This is a genomic window from Rhizobium sp. RM (assembly GCF_013390595.1).
GTDB lineage: Bacteria > Pseudomonadota > Alphaproteobacteria > Rhizobiales > Rhizobiaceae > Agrobacterium.
Genome location: NZ_JACAWV010000022.1, coordinates 750,227 through 771,057 on the forward strand (window position 1 = coordinate 750,227; position 20,831 = coordinate 771,057).

18 protein-coding genes and 1 other RNA gene are annotated in these 20,831 nt (G+C 58.0%); 7 read left to right on the forward strand and 12 right to left on the reverse strand.

Annotated elements, in window-relative coordinates; genetic code table 11:
• Positions 1 to 3: 3 nt before the first annotated feature.
• Positions 4 to 900 (reverse strand): tRNA (adenosine(37)-N6)-dimethylallyltransferase MiaA, encoded by an 897-nt coding sequence (gene miaA / locus HWX89_RS20255; RefSeq protein WP_138790940.1) that lies wholly within the window; start codon positions 898 to 900, stop codon positions 4 to 6.
• Here miaA and serB point away from each other — a divergent pair.
• Positions 899 to 1,789, forward strand: coding sequence for a phosphoserine phosphatase SerB (gene serB, locus HWX89_RS20260; RefSeq protein WP_138790941.1), 891 nt, complete (start codon positions 899 to 901; stop codon positions 1,787 to 1,789). The genes miaA and serB overlap by 2 nt on opposite strands.
• On the forward strand, positions 1,786 to 2,367 hold the full coding sequence (locus tag HWX89_RS20265) for a GNAT family N-acetyltransferase (RefSeq protein WP_138790942.1): 582 nt from the start codon (positions 1,786 to 1,788) through the stop codon (positions 2,365 to 2,367). The genes serB and HWX89_RS20265 overlap by 4 nt, the downstream gene beginning before the upstream one ends.
• Positions 2,368 to 2,377: 10 nt before the next feature.
• Here HWX89_RS20265 and HWX89_RS20270 read toward each other — a convergent pair whose 3' ends face one another.
• From HWX89_RS20270 to HWX89_RS20300, 7 genes are all read right to left on the reverse strand, one after another.
• Positions 2,378 to 3,127 carry an SDR family oxidoreductase gene (locus HWX89_RS20270; protein ID WP_138790943.1) on the reverse strand — a complete coding sequence of 250 codons (750 nt, stop codon included), beginning with the start codon at positions 3,125 to 3,127 and terminating at the stop codon, positions 2,378 to 2,380.
• 85 nt (positions 3,128 to 3,212) lie between these two features.
• Entirely contained in the window at positions 3,213 to 4,757 is a 1,545-nt protein-coding gene (locus HWX89_RS20275) for a Do family serine endopeptidase (RefSeq protein WP_138790944.1), read from the reverse strand.
• A 211-nt stretch (positions 4,758 to 4,968) separates the two neighbouring features.
• On the reverse strand, positions 4,969 to 5,880 hold the full coding sequence (hflC, locus tag HWX89_RS20280; protein ID WP_138790945.1) for a protease modulator HflC: 912 nt from the start codon (positions 5,878 to 5,880) through the stop codon (positions 4,969 to 4,971).
• Between the two features lies 1 nt (position 5,881).
• Positions 5,882 to 7,006 carry an FtsH protease activity modulator HflK gene (hflK, locus tag HWX89_RS20285; RefSeq protein WP_138790946.1) on the reverse strand — a complete coding sequence of 375 codons (1,125 nt, stop codon included), beginning with the start codon at positions 7,004 to 7,006 and terminating at the stop codon, positions 5,882 to 5,884.
• Positions 7,007 to 7,147: 141 nt separating this feature from the next.
• Entirely contained in the window at positions 7,148 to 7,675 is a 528-nt protein-coding gene (locus HWX89_RS20290; RefSeq protein ID WP_138790947.1) for a dihydrofolate reductase, read from the reverse strand.
• Complete coding sequence (locus tag HWX89_RS20295) at positions 7,672 to 8,466, reverse strand: thymidylate synthase (RefSeq protein WP_138790948.1); 795 nt, start codon at positions 8,464 to 8,466, stop codon at positions 7,672 to 7,674. The genes HWX89_RS20290 and HWX89_RS20295 overlap by 4 nt, the downstream gene beginning before the upstream one ends.
• Before the next feature lie 96 nt (positions 8,467 to 8,562).
• Complete coding sequence (locus HWX89_RS20300; protein ID WP_138790949.1) at positions 8,563 to 8,871, reverse strand: DUF2853 family protein; 309 nt, start codon at positions 8,869 to 8,871, stop codon at positions 8,563 to 8,565.
• Between the two features lie 138 nt (positions 8,872 to 9,009).
• On the opposite strand from HWX89_RS20300, the gene ssrA reads away from it, so the two are divergent.
• The 5 genes from ssrA (at position 9,010) to HWX89_RS20325 (ending at position 11,089) form a co-directional block, all read left to right on the forward strand.
• Positions 9,010 to 9,379, forward strand: a transfer-messenger RNA (tmRNA) gene (gene ssrA, locus HWX89_RS20305).
• A 129-nt stretch (positions 9,380 to 9,508) separates the two neighbouring features.
• Entirely contained in the window at positions 9,509 to 10,021 is a 513-nt protein-coding gene (locus HWX89_RS20310; protein WP_138790950.1) for an SspB family protein, read from the forward strand.
• Between the two features lie 47 nt (positions 10,022 to 10,068).
• Positions 10,069 to 10,272, forward strand: a complete 204-nt coding sequence (locus HWX89_RS20315) for a DUF4169 family protein (RefSeq protein WP_138790951.1) — start codon at positions 10,069 to 10,071, stop codon at positions 10,270 to 10,272.
• Positions 10,273 to 10,376: 104 nt separating this feature from the next.
• Entirely contained in the window at positions 10,377 to 10,586 is a 210-nt protein-coding gene (locus HWX89_RS20320; protein ID WP_138790952.1) for a ribbon-helix-helix domain-containing protein, read from the forward strand.
• Between the two features lie 176 nt (positions 10,587 to 10,762).
• Entirely contained in the window at positions 10,763 to 11,089 is a 327-nt protein-coding gene (locus HWX89_RS20325; protein WP_138790953.1) for a hypothetical protein, read from the forward strand.
• A 44-nt stretch (positions 11,090 to 11,133) separates the two neighbouring features.
• Here the strand turns inward: HWX89_RS20325 and HWX89_RS20330 are convergent, their stop codons facing one another.
• The 4 genes from HWX89_RS20330 to HWX89_RS20345 all read right to left on the reverse strand — a co-directional run bounded on the left by HWX89_RS20330 (position 11,134) and on the right by HWX89_RS20345 (position 20,799).
• Positions 11,134 to 14,850 (reverse strand): AsmA family protein, encoded by a 3,717-nt coding sequence (locus HWX89_RS20330; protein WP_138790954.1) that lies wholly within the window; start codon positions 14,848 to 14,850, stop codon positions 11,134 to 11,136.
• A 91-nt stretch (positions 14,851 to 14,941) separates the two neighbouring features.
• On the reverse strand, positions 14,942 to 16,354 hold the full coding sequence (locus tag HWX89_RS20335; protein WP_138790955.1) for an FAD-binding oxidoreductase: 1,413 nt from the start codon (positions 16,352 to 16,354) through the stop codon (positions 14,942 to 14,944).
• A gap of 135 nt (positions 16,355 to 16,489) precedes the next feature.
• The gene (locus tag HWX89_RS20340; protein WP_138790956.1) at positions 16,490 to 19,642 is read right to left on the reverse strand and encodes an efflux RND transporter permease subunit; all 3,153 of its coding nucleotides are present in this window, start codon (positions 19,640 to 19,642) and stop codon (positions 16,490 to 16,492) included.
• Positions 19,639 to 20,799, reverse strand: a complete 1,161-nt coding sequence (locus HWX89_RS20345; RefSeq protein ID WP_138790957.1) for an efflux RND transporter periplasmic adaptor subunit — start codon at positions 20,797 to 20,799, stop codon at positions 19,639 to 19,641. The genes HWX89_RS20340 and HWX89_RS20345 overlap by 4 nt, the downstream gene beginning before the upstream one ends.
• Between the last annotated feature and the right edge of the window lie 32 nt (positions 20,800 to 20,831).

A 20,831-nucleotide genomic window follows, 5' to 3' on the forward strand; every position in this document is an offset into this window, starting at 1 on the left:
GCCTCACGGCTGAATGCGCTCCCAATCCTCTCCCATCTGGTTCCGAAACCAGGTCATCTGGCGTTTGGCGTATTGGCGTGTCGCAGCCGCTGATTTCTCGATGACCTCGGCTTCGCTCATCTGACCCGACAACATCGCTGCGATCTGCGCAACACCGATCGCCTTCATCGCTGTCGCATCTTCCGGCAAACCAAACGCCAAAAGCGCTTTCACCTCGTCCACAGCACCGCTTTCCATCATCTTTTCAAAACGGCTGTTAATGCGGGCATGCAGCACGGGGCGTTCTGGCAGAACGACAAATTTCCGGGCGCGGTCGGTGTCGACAATCACGGGACCACGCGCCTGCTGGAAATCGCGGATCGATTTTCCGGTGGTTTCAAGAACCTCGAGAGCGCGCACAATGCGCTGGCCATCGCCTTCTTTCAGCACTCGCGCCATTTCGGGGTCGCGACCGACAAGCTCCTTGTGGAGAACCTCCGCTCCCTCCTGCAACAAACGGTCGCGAAGTCCGTCCCGAATAGCGGCCGGAATGGCTGGCATATCCGAAAGACCGCCTGTCAGCGCCTTGAAGTAAAGCCCCGTCCCGCCAACGATTACGGGAAAACGACCTTCCCCGCGCAACTGCTGCAGAAGCGCGGCAATGTCGCGCAGCCATTCACCGGTCGAATAAAGCCGGCTTGCTGCAACATGGCCGTAGAGAAGATGCGGAACACCCTCCATTTCGTCCTCGGAGGGCCGCGCTGTCAGCACCTGAAGTGTGTCGTAAACCTGCATGCTGTCGGCATTGATGACGACGCCACCCCGCTCCCGTGCCAGACGAAGCGCAAGCGCGGACTTGCCGCTTGCCGTCGGGCCGGTTATCAGGATCGCATCAAAATTCTCATCAAGGTTTTTCATCATGGCTCTCGTTGCCACGCTTATCGCCAATCCGTCAAATCCTGTTCTGACATCTGCCCTCGGCGAAGCGGCCGCGAAGGCCGTGAAAGCCTCCGGTCTCTACTGGCTGGCAGACGGAATTGCCTGCGATATCGTCCTGCCTGAAGGAACGGATATTGCTTCAGCCTATGATGCCCTGCGCGCATCTGTCGGTGGTGAAAAAATCGACGTCGTGGTTCAGGACCAGGAAACACGCCGCAAGAAAATCCTGATTGCCGATATGGACTCGACCATGATCGGCCAGGAATGCATTGATGAGCTGGCCGCTGAAGTCGGCCTCAAGGAGAAGGTCTCCGCGATCACCGCTCGTGCCATGAATGGCGAGATCGCTTTCGAACCGGCCTTGCGCGAACGCGTTGCCCTGCTCAAGGGCCTCCCCGTTTCCGTCGTCGACGATGTCATTGAAAAGCGCATCACGCTGACGCCCGGCGGCAGGGAACTGATCGCCACCATGAAGGCCAAAGGGTATTATACGGCGCTCGTTTCGGGCGGCTTCACCGTCTTTACAGGTCGGGTCGCAGCCATGCTCGGTTTTGATGAAAACCGCGCCAACCTGTTGGGTGAAGCGGATGGACAGCTCGACGGCACCGTTGCCGAACCCATTCTCGGCAAGCAGGCAAAGGTGGATGCACTAAACGACATCGCCTCGAAGCTTGGCATCACGCCGGATGAAGCAATGGCGGTTGGTGATGGCGCCAACGACCTCGGCATGCTGCATCTTGCAGGCTCCGGCGTGGCCCTGCACGCCAAGCCGGCCGTCGCGGCCGAGGCCCAGATGCGGATTGACCACGGCGATCTGACCGCGCTGCTTTACATTCAGGGCTACCGCAAGACGGATTTCGTCAGCGCATGATCATTCGCGAGACACCTCGGCTCATTCTGCGCGAATGGAAGGAAAGCGACCGTGACCTGTTCCGTGAAATCAATGCGGACGCCAAAGTCATGGAGTTTTTTCCTTTCCGTCGCAGCCACGCGGAAGCGGACGCGGTCCTCGAAACCATCAATGGCATGATCCGTGGCAGCGGCTACGGCTTTTATGCCGTAGAGCTCAAGGAAACCGCAGAGGCAATGGGTTTCTGCGGCATCTCCCCCGTCATGAATCTCGACCCGCCCTTCCCGCTCGGCACGATGGAAATCGGCTGGCGGCTGGCGACACGCTACTGGGGACATGGCTATGTAACGGAGGCGGCAAAATCGCTTCTGGCGATGGCCTTCGATGAAAAGGAGACGCCGGAAATCGTCTCCTTCGCCGTCCATAACAACCATCGCTCCACCTCGGTCATGGAGCGGATCGGTCTGAAACGTGATCCATCGCGCGACTTCGACCACCCGCGCGTGCCCGAAGCCACCCATTCTCATCTTCGCAGGCACGTCACATATGCGCTGAGCCTCGAAGAATGGCGGGCGACCAGAAGCGAGACCGCAAAGTAAGCGACATCAGCTATTTCACCGCCGCGTTGCCACCATCGGAATAAAGCGCCGAACCTGCCACAAAGCTGGACATCGAACTGGCGAGAAACAGCGCGGCCTGCGCCAGCTCCTCCGGCTGCGCAATGCGTTTCAAGGCATGCAGGCTTGCCGCCCACTCCTTCTGCGCATCATCGCCTGCCATCGCTGTATCGACCCCGCCCGGCAACAGCGCATTGGCGCGGATGCCACGTGCGGCATAATCCGCCGTAATGCCCTTCACCAACCCCATCAGCGCCGCCTTCGACGCGCCGTAAGCCGCCATGCCCGGTAAACCGACGCTTGTCCCGACGAAGCTGGACGTAAACACAAGCGAGCCGCCACCGCGTTTCAGCATCGACGGGATCTGGCTGTGCGCTCCCAGATAGGCCGAGGTCAGATTGGCGGTCAGGGTGTAATGCCACTCATCCGGTGTCAGCTCCGCAAGCAGCTTCATGGCACCGACCGCGCCCGCATTATTGACGGCAACATCGAGACCGCCAAAAATCGCCTCGGCCGCATCGACCAGACGAGCGTGGGTTTCCGGCAATCCGACATCGCCCGTCACGGCATGGGCACGGCCACCACGTTCCGCAATCGCCAGCGCAACATCTTTCAACGCCGTATCTCCACGTGCGTTGATGACGACGGATGCCCCGTGTTCGGCAAAAAGCAAAGCCGTCGCCCGGCCGATGCCGGACGACGCGCCAGTGATGATTGCAACCTTATTGTTCAGCAGTTTCATATCCTTGCCCTCCATTGGCGAGAGCAAGGAATAGGATCACGTCACCGCGTCAGCCACCCGTTTCCTGCCGGGTGAAGCGAATGTGTTATTCGATTGGAAGTGCGACAACCCGTAGATTGCCCTGCGCGTCGGCCACCATCATGTGCGCGTTCTTGCGCCCTTCGGATTTCAGGCCATTGACACGAACCAGCACGTCACCCGGAACCTCCATGAAGTCCTGTCCGACTTCGACGATCACATCGCCCGCCTTCATGCCTTTCTGTTCCGCAGGCGAGCCAGCATCGACGGATGCGACCAGAACGCCTTCGACGCTTTCGGCAATGCCCTTTTCTGTGCGCAGTTCATCGCTCAGCATCACGAGGTTCATACCGAGAACCGCTTGAGGAGCTTCGCGGACCTCAGGGGTCTGATCCTGTGCCTGATCGTCCGCGCCATCATCATCTTCCGGTACGACGACGGAGCCGTCTCCATCCTCGCCCTGCTGTTCGTCTGCAGACGCCTTTTCGTCAGCCGCATCCTGCAACTGGCCAAGCTTGACCCGCACGGTCTGCTCCTTGCCATCGCGCAGAACCACCACATCGACTTCCTTGCCGACCGGGCTTTCCGCAACGATGCGCGGCAGGTCGCGCATTTCGTGAATATCCTTGCCGTCGAATTTCAGGACAACGTCGCCGGCTTCGATCGGCCCGTTTTCAACCGGACCACCCTTTACCACGCCGGAAATCAGCGCGCCCTTGGCTGTCTCCATGCCAAGGCTGGCCGCCACATCATCGGTAACCGGCTGAACGCGCACACCGAGCCAGCCGCGACGCGTTTCACCGAATTCGATCAGCTGCTGAACGATGTTCTGGGCAAGCTCCGTGGGAACCGCAAATCCGATGCCGATCGAGCCGCCGCTTGGCGAAATGATCGCCGTGTTGATGCCGATAACCTCGCCCTTCATGTTGAAGAGCGGGCCGCCGGAGTTACCCTTGTTGATCGCCGCATCCGTCTGGATGAAGTTGTCGTAGGGACCGGCATTGATGTTTCGTCCACGTGCGGAGATCACACCGACTGTCAGCGAACCGCCGAGACCGAACGGGTTACCGATCGCCATCACCCAGTCGCCAATGCGCATGCTGCGGGAATCGCCGAACTTGACGGCTTTCAATGGTGCCTTTGGCTCAACTTTAAGGACCGACAGGTCCGTTTTGGTATCGGTGCCAACCAGCTTCGCCTTGAGCTTCGTGCCATTCGGGAAAATGACCTCGATCGCGTCAGCGCCTTCAATGACGTGATTGTTGGTGACAACATAACCGGTGGGGTCGATGACGAAACCCGAGCCAAGCGAACTGACCTTGCCGCCATTGTCAGGCTTCTGATTGTCGAAGTAATCCTTGAAGAATTCCTGGAACGGCGAGCCTTCCGGCAGGCGTGGCGGTGTCGGCCCTTTGCCCTCGGTCTTGACGTTCTGGGACGTCGAGATGTTCACGACCGCATCCAGCAGCGGTGCCGCAAGATCGGCGACCGATTCCGGCCCATTGCTTTGCGCTCTTGCTGCAACCGGCATGGTAAGGCCGCCTGCAACGACAGCGATGCCGGCAACGGCGGCAATGCTGTTGCGGAAGGGCGAAAGAAGGGTCAGGGCCATAAGAGTCCTCGCGTTTCAAATAGTATCGCCTGATTATATGCTCAAAGCATAAGGCGGAATGATGAAGTGTAAAAATACCTTTTCGTGAACAGGCAATTCCTCCCGCCCCGCACAATCAAGCCGTACAACAAACCGCAACAGGTGCAAGGGCCGCGCGCAGAAATTCAGGCGCGCAAAAGAAAGAGGCCGGTGTGACCGGCCTCGTTTCAGATCAGTTCGCAGGCGCGGCAGGTGCCGCTGGCGGCGCGCCGTCGATATTGTTGAAGTAGCGGAAGAAGGTCGAGTCAGGCGAAAGCACCAGCGTCGTACCATTCCCGTTCAACGCCGTGGCGTAAGCCGCCATGGAACGATAGAACTCGAAGAAGCTCGGATCGCGCTGGAACGCTTCACCGAAAATCCGGTTACGCTCGGCATCGCCCTCACCGCGCAGCACTTCCGACTGACGGCTCGCATCCGATTCCAGTTCAACAACCTGACGGTCGGCGATAGCGCGACGGCGCTGGCCTTCTTCGTTACCGCGTGCGCGGATCAGTTCCGCCTCGGCCAGACGTTCCGCCTTCATGCGGTCGAAGGTCTGCTGCGAGACTTCCTGCGTCAGATCGGTTCGACGAATGCGCACGTCGACGATGCTGAGACCAAGCGATTCCGCATCGGGACGCAGATCGTCGCGAACGTCCTGCATCATCGATGCACGTTCATCAGACAGTGCAGCTTCAAAGCCGCGCAGACCGTAGACCCGGCGAAGCGAGGCATCGAGACGGGTACGGAGACGCGATTCTGCCGACATCTGGTCGCCGGAGACGGTTTCGCGGAAGCGTCGGGCATCGGTAATGCGATAGACGACGAAAGCATCGACTTCGTAGAACTTGCCGCCTGAGACCTGAACGCGGATGTTGTCATGATCGAAACGCAGGGCGCGGTTTTCGATGTACTGAACGCGATCGGCATCCATGAAGGCGAAAGGCAGCTTGAAGTAGAGGCCCGGCTGGGTCTTCACATCCTGAATTTCACCGAAGCGCACAACGATGGCCTGCTGGCGCTCGTTAACGACGAAGACCGACGAATAACCGAAGAACAGGAGAACGGCGAGGCCGACGAGAATGGCCGTAAAACGGTTACTCATATCAGTTGCCCCCCTGCTGTGGTGCGCCAGGATTGCCGCGCATGATTTCGTTCAGAGGCAGATAAGGTACCACGCCCTGCTTTTCGTCGATGATGACCTTGTTGGAACCCTTCAGAACCTGCTCCATGGTTTCCAGGAACATACGCTGACGCGTAACATCAGGTGCTGTGCGGTACTGGTCGTAGATAGACACGAAGCGCTGAGCCTCACCCTGAGCCTCGTTGACGACACGCGACTTGTAAGCGTTCGCTTCTTCGAGGATCTGCGCAGCCTGACCGCGTGCGGCACCAAGCTTCTGGTTGGCGTACTGGTTGGCTTCCTGGACGAAACGGTCTTCATCCTGTTCGGCGCGCTGTACTTCGTCAAACGCGTCGGCAACTTCGCGCGGCGGAGCCGCATCTTCGATTGCCACGGCATTGATGGAAATGCCGGCACCGTAACCGTCCATGGTAGCCTGGATGATGGCGCGCACGTCGGCAGCGATAGCCTGACGGTTGTCACGGAAGATGTCCTGCGCCGGACGACGGCCAACAACCTCACGCATGGCGCTTTCGGAAACCTGCTGCAGGGTTTCGGACGGGCTGTCGACGTTGAAGAGGTAGGACTTCGGATCGGAAACGGTAAAGAGCACCGAGAACTGGACGTTGACGATATTCTGGTCACCCGTCAGCATCACGCCGCTGCTCGAAGACGACGATGCGCGTGCACCGATGTTCTGCTGCTGCTCCGTAACCTTGACGATTTCCACCGTCTCGATCGGCCAGAGATGGAAATGCAGGCCAGGCATCGAAACTTCATCCTTCGGACGACCGAAACGAAGCTCTACGCCGCGCTCATCAGGCTGAACGGTATAGATGGACTGGATACCGAGGAAAACGAGAACAACAAGGGCGATGATCGCAACGACGCCGCCGTTGAAATTGCCCGGCATGACGTTCTTGAAACGATCCTGGCTGCGACGAATGATCTCTTCCAGATCCGGAGGGCCACCATTGCCGCCACCGCCGCCACCGCGAGGCCGGTTCGGTCCCTGCCCCCACGGGCCGCCGCCGCCCTGATTGTTACCTCCACCGCCGCCGCCGCCCCAAGGGCCGCCGCCGCCTCCATTTTGATTGCTCCAGGGCATCAATACCTCTTTATATAAGCCTCCCGCCTCCGTTCGAACCGGTCGCTCGCGTCCGGCGGGAATATCGACCTCGTTATAGGAAGGAGAAGCGCCTGTTTCAACGCAGAGGTGGTAACTAAATACCCGATCAGGGTAAATAGTTCACTTTGACGCGGCTCTTCGTAAATAAGTGGCAAATCTGACGGGGTAATTGTCCTTTTCCCCGGCAGGAGCGGCAGTTTCATCGACTTTCTCGAAAACCGAGGGATCGATTTCCGGGAAAAATGTATCGCCTGCGAGCGCTACCTCCACATGGGTGACGGAAAGTTGATCGGCTAACGACATAGCCTGGCGGTAAATTTCTCCGCCGCCGGCCACAAACACCTCATCGACGCCCGACTGGATAGCCTTGCTTTTCGCTAGCGCCACAGCCTCCTCCAGCGAAGATGCAACCTCGACACCTGCGGGGCGGTAGGTGCTGTCGCGGCTGACGATGACATGCGGCCTGCCTGGCAGGGGGCGCTCTCCGACAGACAGGAACGTCTTGCGCCCCATGATCAGCGGCTTGCCCATCGTCATCGCCTTGAAGCGTTTCAGATCGGTCGAGAGTTTCCACGGCATGTCGAGATCACGGCCGATCACGCCGTTTTCCGAGACCGCGACGATAATCGTGATGCGAGGCTCACTCATACTGCGATCGGTGCCTTGATGCTTGAATCAGCCTCATAGTTTTCGAGCGTAAAGTCCTCGAATTTAAAGGCGAACAGATCCTTGACATCAGGATTGATCCGCATGGTCGGCAATGGCTTGGGCGTGCGTGTCATCTGCAGCTTCGCCTGCTCGAAGTGGTTCGAATAGATATGCGCATCGCCAAGCGTATGCACGAAATCGCCGGGCTTCAGGCCAGTGACCTGCGCCACCATCAACGTCAGCAGCGCGTAAGAAGCGATGTTGAAAGGCACGCCAAGGAAAATGTCTGCCGAACGCTGGTAAAGCTGGCAGGAGAGCTTGCCGTCAGAGACATAGAACTGGAACAGGCAATGGCAGGGCGGCAGCGCCATTTCGTCAACCAGCGCCGGGTTCCAGGCGGAAACGATGTGACGGCGTGAATTCGGATTGGTCTTCAGGCTTTCAACGAGAAGAGCGATCTGATCGATATGACGGCCGTCCGGCGCAGGCCACGAACGCCACTGGGCACCATAGACAGGTCCGAGATCGCCATTTTCATCCGCCCATTCATCCCAGATGGTCACACCGTTGTCCTTGAGATAGGCGATGTTTGTCTCGCCTTTCAGGAACCAGAGCAGTTCATGGATGATGGAGCGCAGATGCAGTTTCTTCGTGGTGAGAACCGGAAAACCTTCGGAAAGATCAAAACGCATCTGATAACCGAACACCGAACGCGTGCCGGTGCCAGTACGGTCTCCACGGTCGGAGCCGGTTTCCATCACATGCCGGAGAAGGTCGAGATATTGTTTCATGCGGTCCGCCGTCGTTTCAGTCACTATACGGAATATAGTGGCAAGCGACAGCGGAACCAACGACAGATTGGGGTTTTCCCAAAAAAACGGGACGCCTCAAAGCGTCTGGAGTTTACCGAGTTCCTTGGCAACCAGATAATAGAAAGTCACGCGAGATTTGGAGCGATCCGCCGCCATGGCTTTCGCAACGGAGGCGATCGCCTGATCGGCGCTGTCGTCGGTCACACCGAGTTTCTTGCCGCACCAGCTTGCCTTGACCCGGCCAAGTTCGTCGGCGTCGGATGCAGACACAAGTGAAGAATCCCGGTTGCGCAAGGCAATTCCGAGGTGCTTGACGATCTTGCCAACGATAGCCTCGTCGGCCGCTGCATCGTATTTTTTCACATCCGCTAAGTAGTCAGTCATATCTGCTCCTTGTGCGCCCCGGCCCGGCGTTTCTTAAAAGCGACCGGTTGCAGGGAGAATGTGCCAGCAAATTCTTCGCGTCAAGGATGCGCCAAAGTGCACATAAGACAGGGATGGCTTCATCGATTTGTCACCTTCCCCCTTTTCTACGCCATCGGAAACGCCTATATGAGCCGTGCCGGGATTTATCCCGGCTATGGCGATAAACGGTCGGTGTAATAAACCTATTGGACCCGGGGGCGGTACCCGGCGCCTCCACCAAAAACCGGCGGGCCTTGTGAGGCCGGCTTTTGATGGGGGCGAAATAGGATCGACAAGGGCGTAAAGATCGAACTTTTGCTCGGCATGATACCGCCGTTATCGGGTCACAAGTGTAGTTGCAAACGACAACAACGCTAAGGAATACGCTCTCGCTGCCTAATGGCGGTGCGGGAATTCCGCTCTAAAGCCCTTACGGTTAGCCCCGTAAGGCGGGGTTCGGAGGTACCTGGCAACAGAAACCTCCACCTTCTCCATTTTGCCGGAATTCGTTTTATGATAGCTGACTCGCATGCGACGTCGGCTTTTCCGTTGATGCGGTTTAAGACATTGCGTATACTTGGTTAAAAGACGTTCGAATAAGGAAAGACAGGACCGCATGGGGCAGGATCATATCCGTTACGACATTCTCGCACAGGATGCCCTTCGCGGCGTTATTCGCAAGGTATTGAGTGAAGTTGCCGCAACTGGCCGCCTCCCCGGCGACCATCACTTCTTCATCACCTTTCTGACGGGTGCACCCGGTGTGCGCATTTCCCAGCATCTCAAGGCGAAATACGCTGAACAGATGACAATCGTTATCCAGCACCAGTTCTGGGACCTGAAGGTGACGGAAACCGGCTTTGAAATTGGCCTTTCCTTCTCGGATACGCCGGAAAAGCTGGTGATTCCCTATAACGCCATCCGTGGTTTCTACGATCCGTCCGTGAACTTCGAACTGGAGTTCGACGTGCCGCTGTCCGAAGAGGAAGAGGCCGAAGACGCCGAGATCACAGCTTACCCTGTGTCGCATGAGGCAAAGCCTGCAGCTTCCGCTGAACCCGCCAAGGCTGGTGAAGAGAAGAAGGAAGGCTCTGTTGTCTCGCTGGATGCCTTCCGCAAGAAGCAGTAAGCCACTTCACCGGATCTGACGATCGAAACTTGAGGAGTGATATCCGCATGGCCGCCGATATCGTCAATCTGCGTCAGTTCCGGAAACAGAAGGCCCGCAGCGAAAAGGACAAACAGGCGGAACAGAACCGCCTGACCTTTGGCCGCACCAAGGCGGAGAAAAATCTGACATCCGCTCTGAATGACAAGGCGAAAAAATCGCTGGATCAAGGTCGCCTCGAAAAGCCCGAGGATGAGGCGAGCAAGGACTGACGCGGTCGAAGAACCGTATCGAAAAAGAATCGAAAAACAGGGATTTGCGGACGAATCATGATGCAGATGTCCAACCGGAAAAGTGAAGACCGGAGGCCAGTCTGATGATCCGCAAGCACTCGGCGACGCTACACGGCCATCGCACCAGTATTTCTCTGGAAGACGCCTTTTGGGATGAACTCAAAGTCATCGCTGAAAAACGCAAGATCAGTTTCGCCGCTCTTCTTGCAGAGATCGACGACAATCGCCCTGCCGACAGCAATCTCTCCTCTTCCCTTCGCGTTTTCGTACTCAACTGGTTGAAGGGACGGTAGCGCTTTTGCGCCCGCCAAGGACTACGAAACAATTCTGCCAAAAACTCATAACGGCGTGAAAGCATTCATTAATCATTCGCGGTCTAATTTGCACTGCAAGGCATTTTTGTATTGCGTAGCCTTGTTTCAAGTTTTCTCAAGTCTCCCTCATTCTTCTCTTCCAGTGAGCCGCAACAATGGTTTCTGCCGTTTCCGGAGCAGGCGCTGCCGCATCCGTTCTTTCTTCGTCCTCCACGTCTTCATCCAGCACCGACGACCTGAAAGCCCAGATTGCCGCCAAGCAATCGGAACTCAGCGAAGCTGCTGACGAGAAGGCAAAGGAAGAACTCAAGGCTGAAATTGCGACCCTGAAAGCGCAGCTCGAAGCGTTGGAAAACAGCTCGAAGTCGCAGTCATCCGGCAGTGCGGCCAAAGAAGGCAGCCTTTCTGGAGAAAGCGACCGGATCGGCACGACAAACTTCAGCGAAGAGACGCCGTTCGGCGAACGCGAAGCCTACGTATAATTTCCAGCCAGCCTGAAAATCCCCAAAGGGGATTTTCACTGCCCTCAGGGCGTCGCGGCACCTTCCGGGGGAGCCAGTTGCCGTATGGCATTTTCAGTCGGCGGAACGGTCAGAACGGGAGCAGATTGCTGCTCAGGCGCAGTCTGTTGCTGTTGCTGTTGCTGCTGTTGTTGCTGCAACCGCTCCTGCTGTTCCTTCTCCTGACGCAAACGTTCTTCCGCCTGCGCCTTGAGACGCGCCTCTTCCTCGGCCTTCGCCTTGGCTTCTGCCTCGGCCCGCTCCTTGGCAGCCTGACGCTCTGCCGCTTCAAAGCGATAAAGCGCAACTTCACGACGTAGGCGCTGCTTCTCGAGCACGCTCGCCTGCATCGCTTCCACCCGCCGCCGCTCACGCTCGAATGCACGCAGGGAAAGATAGCCCGTCAGACCTGCGACATCAGTGGTCAAAGCAGGTGCGGCAAGCGCGCCGGCGTAACTCAAGCGGATTGAAGGCTCAGCGCCTGCAAGCGCCTCAGTGCCAGGATTGAAAAGCAGATCGAGATCGCTCTTCAATCCTTGCGCGGCAATGTCGATCGTTGCTTCCCCGGAGAGCGTGACTTGAGGCTGCTCCACCCGAATATTTGAGAAACGAAGTGCGCCACCACTCAAGGAGAACGGCAAAGAAACATCACCGAGCGGAATTTCGCCCTGCCAGACCGTCTGGTCGACAAGAGGACGAACCTTGGCGGCGTCGATCGGCGGCTGCAACGCATCGGCCGCCTGCAGGATTGGCTGGAAGGCTGCGGGGTTAAGCCCCTTCACCACGAGACCAGTTGTGCGAATCTCACCCGATCCGCCGGCAGATTTGAGAATCTCGCCAACACTTTTCCCGGTGGATTCGGCAGTGAGGTCAACCGCAACGCGGGCGGTCGCAACGGGACCATTCGCATTCGCCCAGAGAATCGATTGAGGATCGGCATCGGTGACAGCAATCTTGGTGCGGAAAATCCCCGCGCCTTCTCCAGTCGACATGGCAAGCCTGCCGGATACCTTGCCACCGAGGAACGCGCCTGAGACATCATCCATCGAGAACGTACCGGACTTCTGCGACAGCGTTGCAGATAGGCCTGTAATGGCGCCAAATGGCCCGGCATCGAAGTTCTCCGCCTTGAACGCCACGGACGCATCGAGATCGGGAAATGCTGCCATGGCCAGTGGCTTGGCATTCAGCGCACCAGTTTCGGGATCGATCACCGGTCCGTAAATCGCATCACCGAACCAGGCCAGATCGGCATTTTTTACAGAGAGATCACCCGTGACCGAATGGGGCGCATTCCGCGGCAAGGTCAGATTGCCGGAAACGGGATTACCGCCCGCCTGACCATTGATCGAAGAAAGTACGACCTTTTCCGCATCAACTGCTACCTTCGCCCCAGCCTTCAGCGCCATACCTCCACCAAGTTGCGGCAGACCGACCGCATTCATGATGAGATAAGGCTCGATATCGGCGCTCTCCAGGGCGAGGTCGGCTTCGCCGTTCCCGAAATCGGCAGCACCAAGCGCGAAGGAACCATTGGCAGAAAAATGGGTCCGCTCTGTCGAAAAACGAATGTCGGTCTGCGCGGCAGAACCGAGCGTACCATTCAGCTTGACGGAAAGAAGGCCCTCGCCGTCAGCATCGAATGGAAGGGGATCGAGCCCAGCCTGCCCGAACAGGATCGCGGTCGACTGGTTTTTCAAAACGGCTTCAAGCGTCATTGCCGTATCATCGGTGATCGACAGGAAATCGGGCATCTTGGCGACGGCGGACAGTCGGCTGCCATTGACGGTGCCCGATACAGCGACGTTTGCCCCGCCATTTTCGCTGTTGACAGAGACGTCGACCGCCAGGTCGGAATTGGCGTACCAGGAGGCACTGGCGGCAAGCCGGTTCAGCAACGGATGGTTGGGAAGCTTCTGCTGCAGCATTGCGAAGAATGGCTGCATATCGGCTGCATGCAGGTTGACGGTGCCCTTGCCCGCATATTTGAGCAACGAACCTTGCAACTGTCCACGCGCCCGCACCTCGGCGCCGGCGACATCACCGGCGGTCAGATTATCGAGCGAAAGCACGCCTCCAGCCAGCGTGAATGCTGTCTGGACGTGATTGGCGGCAACGCCCGCCATGTTGAACCGGTCTGCCTTGAATTTTGCTTCAATACGATGATCAAGCACAGAACTGCCGACCTGATCGCCGAGCACCAGGCTGCCAAGTGCTTTCAACGCATCGACATCGATTTCATTGCCGGAAAGATCGACGGAAAGATTGGATGTCTTGCCATCCGAGCGGCGGTCAAGCTCACCTTTCAGGGAGGCATCGCCAATGGCGAGTTCCAGATTGGCAAAACGCTGGTGAAGCGTCGTCAGCGAAACATCCGACGAGAAGCCAGCCGCATTGAGCTGGCGGATCGCCGGATCGACCGACCCGGACAACCAGTTCGCCAGACCAGAAGGCTGGTTGGAAGCGACAAGCAGATTGCCGTTGAAAGCAGGCCCACCCGTCAGGGCAAGCGATCCCTTGGCCTCAAGTTGCGTTCGGCCCGGCAAGGTGGCGACCGCATTGACGATCTGCCAGCCGTCGCCATCTGGACGAACGTCGAGACGAATATCGCGGATGGTGGTGTCATCGGACACCAGCGCGGGAAGACTGATGCTTGCCTTGCCCGGAACCGGCGGCACCGGTATCCGCGCCACCATGGCCGCAAACGCTTCGATCCGCTGGCGAACCGACGTTGTTGGCATGCGAGACGTTTTTCCGGTCTGCACGGACGGAGGGGCAAAACGTCCCACGTCAATCTGCTGGCCATCGGCTGTCAGAAGAAATTCCGGCTTTGCACCCGTGTCGAGGGTCGCTTCTCCCGTAACGATATAGGGGTTTTCGCTTCCGCCAAGTTCCATCCGGTAACTGGGGATGCGCACGCTTTCATTGGTCAGTTCGAAATTGCCGCGGGTGCGCGGAGCAGAGAAGATCGACTGCGCAGCCTCCTGCTTCTGCTTCTCGTCCTGCCGGAACAGGAAGGAAAAGGAGCCGCTATAGACAGGTTTGCCAAGCGCTGCGGAAACAGCACCATCGAGGTCAATCTCGACCGGATGGTCATTCGGCATAATGCGAAGACGCAGCCCCATACGGCCGGCCGCATGATCGGGCTCACTGCTGGACAGCGAAAACGAACCTGAATAACCGTCAACCGTCGCGTGGCCTTCGGCCTTCCATGGACCGATGAGCGAATTTGCTGACATGTCGGCGTTGAGGCCTGTAACAATGCGATTGCGGCCGGACTGCTCATCGATAAACTCGATCTGCCCGCCTTCTATCTCGACGCTTTCGAGGACAACGGTGCGAGCCGGAATTTCGGCCCGGCTGCCGCGCATCCAGTCCAGGGTACCGTCTTTCAACAGGCGCACGCGTGCCTTCGGCTCCTCGATGCGCATATCGAAGATACGCGCTTCGCCGGAGAGGAATGGCGCAAGCTCGGCATCCATCGAGAACCGCGCAATCTGAATGAGAGGCGATCCGTCCGCATCCGTGCCGGCGCGCACATCATGCAGCGTAACAGAAGGAAACGGTAGAAGCCGCGCTTCTACCGGACCATGGACGACGACCTTTTTGCCAACGATGCGGCTTGCCTGGTCTTCAAAATCACGCCGGAAATCCGTCCAGTCGATGAAATAGGGAATGAGCAGCGCTGAAAACAACGCCACCACAAGCAGTCCGCCCAGAAAAACCAGTATGCGTCCGAGCACTTGACCTGCATCTCCCTTCGCGAAGCTGAAAATCTATTGCCTTTTGCCTTAGCGGCAATCAGCCTTTTGTACCAATCAAATATGAGACTATTCAGGAAAGCCGGAACAGTTTACCGGGATTGAAGATATTGTCGGGATCAAGCGACGTTTTGATGGCACGCATGACATCAAGTGCATTGCCCGCCTCTTCAGCCAGAAAACTCATCTTCCCCTGCCCGACACCATGCTCACCGGTGCAGGTGCCATCCATGGCAATGGCGCGGCGGTTGAGCCGGGCAACGAAGGCTTCCGTCTTTGCAACGCTCTCCGCATCCTTACCGTCGAAAAGCACAAGCACGTGGAAGTTGCCGTCGCCAGCATGGCCTACGATCGGTGCCAGCATGCCGTTTTCGAGAATGTCCCGCTGGGTCTCGACAACACAATCGGCAAGCCGTGAAATCGGCACGCAAACATCTGTCGAAAGGCCATCGAGATGAGGAGCGAGCGCGCGTGACGCCCAGTAAGCATCGTGCCGGGCTTTCCAGAGCTTGTTGCGCTCGGCGGCATCGCTCGTCCATTTGAAATCGGTGCTGCCGAATTCTCCGACAATCTCGGCAAACTGTTCGGACTGCAACGCAGCCGTTTCCTCCGTTCCGTGGAACTCTACGAACAGCGTCGGCTTTTCCTGATAGCTCAGTCCGGAATAGGCGTTGCAGGCCCGGACCTGAACCTCATCCAGAAGCTCGATACGAGCAACGGGAATGCCCATCTGGATCGTCATGATCACTGCATCGCAAGCCGATTTGATCGTATCGAACGTGCAGACACCGCCCGCGATCTTTTCCGGAATGCCCTGCAACCGAAGTGTGACCGAGGTCAGCACACCAAGCGTGCCTTCGGCACCGACGAAAAGCCTTGTCAGATCGTAACCGGCAGAGGATTTGCGGGCACGGCGCGCCGTGCGGATTTCTTCACCATTCGCAACGACGGCGGTAACCGCGAGCACATTGTCTTTCATGGTGCCGTAACGCACGGCATTGGTCCCCGAGGCGCGGGTCGACGCCATGCCGCCAATGGAAGCATTTGCGCCCGGATCGATGGGGAAGAACAGACCCGTATCGCGAAGGTAGGTATTCAGGTCTTCACGCGTGACACCCGGCTCGACGGTCACATCAAGATCCTCGGCATTCACCGCAAGGATGCGGTTCATCCTGCTGAAATCGATGGAAATACCACCGTTCGGCGCGTTAACCTGACCTTCCAGAGAGGAGCCGGTTCCGAAGGGAATGACCGGCACCTTGTGTTCGGCACAAACCTTTACGACGGTTTTCACGTCGTCGGCGCTTTCGGCGAAAACGACACCGTCTGGCGCCTGCAATGTCAGATAGGTTGTGGTGTGGCCGTGCTGCTCACGAAAGGATTGTCCGGTCTGAAACTTGTCTCCGAACTGCTGCTTGAGGATACCGAGGACAGCGGCGATACCGTCTTCATTGCGTTTTCCCGCCACCACATCCTTCAAAGCCATCGCTCAATCTCCGCCATAACATCTGCGCGTAACGGACTCAGTCCGTTAACGAATTTCGACAGGTGGTATGGGATACACTCTGGGCTTTGTCCAGCATTGCAACGCTGCCGGAAAGGAATTTCCGGCAATCGTTTTCTATTCGGCAGCCAGCAGCGGCTTGTCTTCCTCCAGCGCCTTTCGGCGTGCCGCCATCTCGAGTTCGCGATGCAGACGGATCTCCTCGTCGGCCTGCGGCTTGGCGAAACGGGCAATCAGAAGATACGACACCGGTGTGATATACAGCGTCACCAGCGTCGCAAAGCCAAGTCCTCCGACAATGACCCAGCCAAGCGCGATACGGGCTTCTGCACCAGCACCCTGCGCCAGAACCAGCGGCACGCCACCTAGAATGGTGGCAATCATCGTCATCATGACCGGGCGCAGGCGGATGCTGCAAGCCTTCTCGATCGCTTCACGCACCGTCGCTCCCTGATCGCGCAGGTGATTGGCGAACTCCACAATGAGAATACCATTCTTGGCCATCACCCCGACCAGAAGCACGAGACCGATCTGGCTATAGACATTGAGGCTCGAGCCGGTGACCAGCAATGCGATCACGGCACAAGCGAGCCCGAGCGGCACTGTCGACATGATGATGATCGAACTCAGGACGCTTTCGAACTGCGCTGCCAGCACCAGGAAAATAATGGCGATGGCGAAACCGAAGGTCAGCAGCATACCGCTGGAATTTTCCTCCAGCGTCGCCGCCTCGCCAAGCGGCAGCAGACGCGCACCGGCCGGCATAATGGACTGAGACAGTTCATTGACCTTGGCGACAGCCTCGCCCAGCGACACGCCATCCCTGAGGTTGGCAGTAAAGCCAACAGACGGAAGCTGCTGTTCGCGATTGAGCTGCGGCGCAACCGCGTTTTCCTTCAGGCTGGCAATGACGGACATCGGCACAATCTTGCCGTCACCCGTCTTGAGGAAGACGTTTTCGAGATCCGTTGGGTCGTTGATTGGCCGCGTCGAAGACAGGAGACGAACCGGGATCGCATCACCGTCGACGAAGACGTCAACAATGGAGCGCCCTTCAAGGAGTGACTGCATGGCGCGCGACAGACCGGTGATATCGATACCGAGGTCGGAAGCGCGTTCACGATCGATCGAAACGGAAAGCTGAGCCTGGTTAGGTTCGTTATCGAAACGCGGCGTATCGAACAGCCCGCTCTCTTCCATCGACAACAACAGCTTCTGCGTCGCTTCTGTCAGAGCCTGATAGTTGCTGCCCACCATCGCCATCTGCAGGCCGTTGCCGGCACCACGAATGCGAAGGCTGTTCGGCTGCATGGCGTTGCCGCGCAGTGCTGGCACCTTGTTGGCAGCCGATGTGACATCCGCAGCGATCTGGTTCTGCGTCCGCTCGCGATCAGCCCACGGCGCGAGCGTCAGAACCATGAAGCCCGTATTGGACGAACCGTTCATGCCGGTAATGGAATAGATGTTGCGGATTTCTCCACTGTCGCGAAGCGGCTGAAGATTCTCTTCGATCCGCTGCAACTGATCGCGCGTATATTCCAGGCTGACGCCCTGCGGAGCCGTAACGCGCATCATGATCGACGAGCGGTCTTCACGCGGGGTCAACTCATTCTGGATCATGCCGAAGGCAATCCACGACAGGCCCGAGAAACCGAGAGCAACTACAATCACAATAAGCGGATTGTTGAGGCACGATGAAAGGGTGGACTTGTAGGTAGAGGCAAAGACATTGCCGAACCATGCAAGCGGCCCAGTCGGTTCTTTCAGGCCATGCTTCAGCATTCTGGACGCGAGCATCGGGCAAAGTGTCAGGGCCACGACCGAGGACAATCCGACAGCGAAGGCGAGTACGAAACCGAATTCGCGGAACAGACCACCAAGCTGGCCCGGCAGGAACGATAGCGGAATGAAAACTGCTGCCAGCGTCGCGGTCGTCGCCAGAACCGCGAAAAACACTTCCTGAGTACCAAGGACCGCGGCCGCGCGTGGCCCCATACCCTCTGCACGGCGGCGCACGATATTTTCAAGAACGACGATGGCATCATCGACGACCAGACCCGTCGCCAGCACGATGGCAAGCAGCGTCAGGATGTTGATCGAGAAGCCGACCATATAGATGGCAACGAGTGTACCAACCAGCGCAACCGGCATGGTGATTGCCGGAATAAGCGTCGCCCGCCAGTCACGAAGGAAGAGGTAGAGGACAACGACAACGATCAGCGCAGAAAGCCCTAGCGCCAGTTCGACTTCGTGCAACGCTCCTTCGATGAAGACGGCGTCATCACTGGTGACGACGACACGCGTTCCCTCGGGAAGGTTTGGCGTCATGGCATCAACCGCAGCCTTTACGCCTGTCGAAATATTGAGGGTGTTGGACTGCGCCTGACGGATGACGCCGAGACCAACGCCCTGCACACCGTTGGACCGCAGCGAAGTGGATTCATCGTCCGCACCGAGCATGACAGTCGCAACGTCGCGGAGGCGAATATTGTCCTTGATAAGCAGATTGGAAAAATCCTCCGGTTTGGTCAGGCTTGCCGTTGCACGCACGACGATGTCCTGCGTCGTGCTTTTCAGCGACCCGGCCGGGACGTCCAGCGCGGCACTGGCCAGCGCATTGGACACGTCCGTTACCGTCAGCCCCCGGCTTGCCAGAGCCGCCTGATTGAGATCGACGCGGAAGACTTTTTCCTGATCGCCGTAAAGCTCGACATCGGCCACGCCGTCGACAGAGGCCAACCGGTCGATGATCTCGTCATCCACCAGCTTGGTCAGGTCTTCCATGCTGAGCGTAGAAGATGTGACAGCCAGGCGCATGATCGGCTGGCTATCAGAATCCGCCTTGATGATCTGCGGCTCGTCGGCATCGTCAGGCAACTGGTTCGTTACGCGGCCAATGGCATCGCGCACATCGTTCGCTGCAACGGCCAGATCGACATTGTCGCCAAATTCAAGCGTCACACGGCTGGTGCCGAACTGCGACTGGGACGAGATCGTCTTGACGCCGCTGACGCGCGCCACAGCACCTTCAATCGTCTGCGTGACTTCCTGGTCGATCGTTTCGGGAGCGGCGCCGTCATAGGTTGTACGAACACTGATAACAGGACGATCGACATCCGGCAATTCGCGGACTTCGACACCCACAAGCGCTGCAAGCCCGGCCACGACGAGAAGCGTATTGATCACCGCTGCCAGAATGGGGCGGCGAACGAAGAGCGCAGTGAAGGCGAGTTTTGAATCCTGACCGGACGGCGGCGTCTGTGCTGTCATTGGCTGGCAACCTCCGCCGGTTTTTCATTGGCGACACGCACGGCACCGCCCTCTCTCACACGCTGCAGCCCTTCAGTGACAACGGGCTCACCCTGCGCCAATTCACCCCTCACCAGAACGGCATCGGGGTTGCGCTGCACGATCTGCACCCGCACCTTGGAGGATTTTCCCTCGGCAACGCGCCAGACGTAAGACCCGTCAGCATCCCACTGAACAGCCAGAGGATCGACCGAGGCATAGGCCTCGCCGCTGAAATGCATGGTGACGCCAAATGACATGCCGGCGCGCAACTCATCCTTCGCATTGTCAAAACGGGCACGAATCCGGATCGTGCGGCTCGCTTCATCGACCCGGTTATCAACCGCCTCGATTTCACCCTTGAAGGTTTCCCCAGGCCGCGAGATCGATGTGGCGTCCACCGGCATACCAACCGATATCGCTGTCGTGAAGCGTTCCGGGGCCCAGAAATTGACAAGAATTCTGGAGCGATCGTCGATGCTGACAATGCTCGACTGCGTCGTTACGTTATCTCCGATGTTCACCGCGACGATACCGGCAATGCCATCGATGGGAGCGACGATGTCACGGCGCCTGAGGTTGAGTTCCGCGGTGCTGAGTGCAAGTTTTGCAGCCTCCTCGCCAATCTGGGCATCGAAGACATCGAGACGCGACATCGACTTCAGATTCTTGTAGGAATTCGACTTCTCGATTGCGCTCTTCAAAGCCACCTGTGCCTTGTCGCGCTCGATCACCTGCTCGTCGTCATCCAGCCGCGCCAGCACCTGGCCCTTTTTGACCTTGGCACCCGAAGAAATGAGGATTTCCGAAATCGTGCCTGAGGTCTGCGGCATGACGACGACGGACTGAATGGCTTCGCCGTTACCGATGGCATTCAAACGGTCATTGACCGTGCCCTGCTTCACAGGCGCGGTAACGACCAATGTTGCGTTTCCGCCGCTACGGCCTGCACCGCCATTCTGGCCTGGTTTTGCAGCCTGCCCGGGGGTGGCCTGCGCCACCTCGACTGGAGCAGCTTTCTCGGCGCCAATGCCGAAACTTGCGAGCACATTTCGGGCGTCGGGCGAAACAAACGCCCAAAAACAGAGCCCCGCCCCAACGACGGCAAGGCTGACACCCACCTGTTTCCAGACCCGCATATATCTCTCCGATTGATCCGCACAGCAGTATT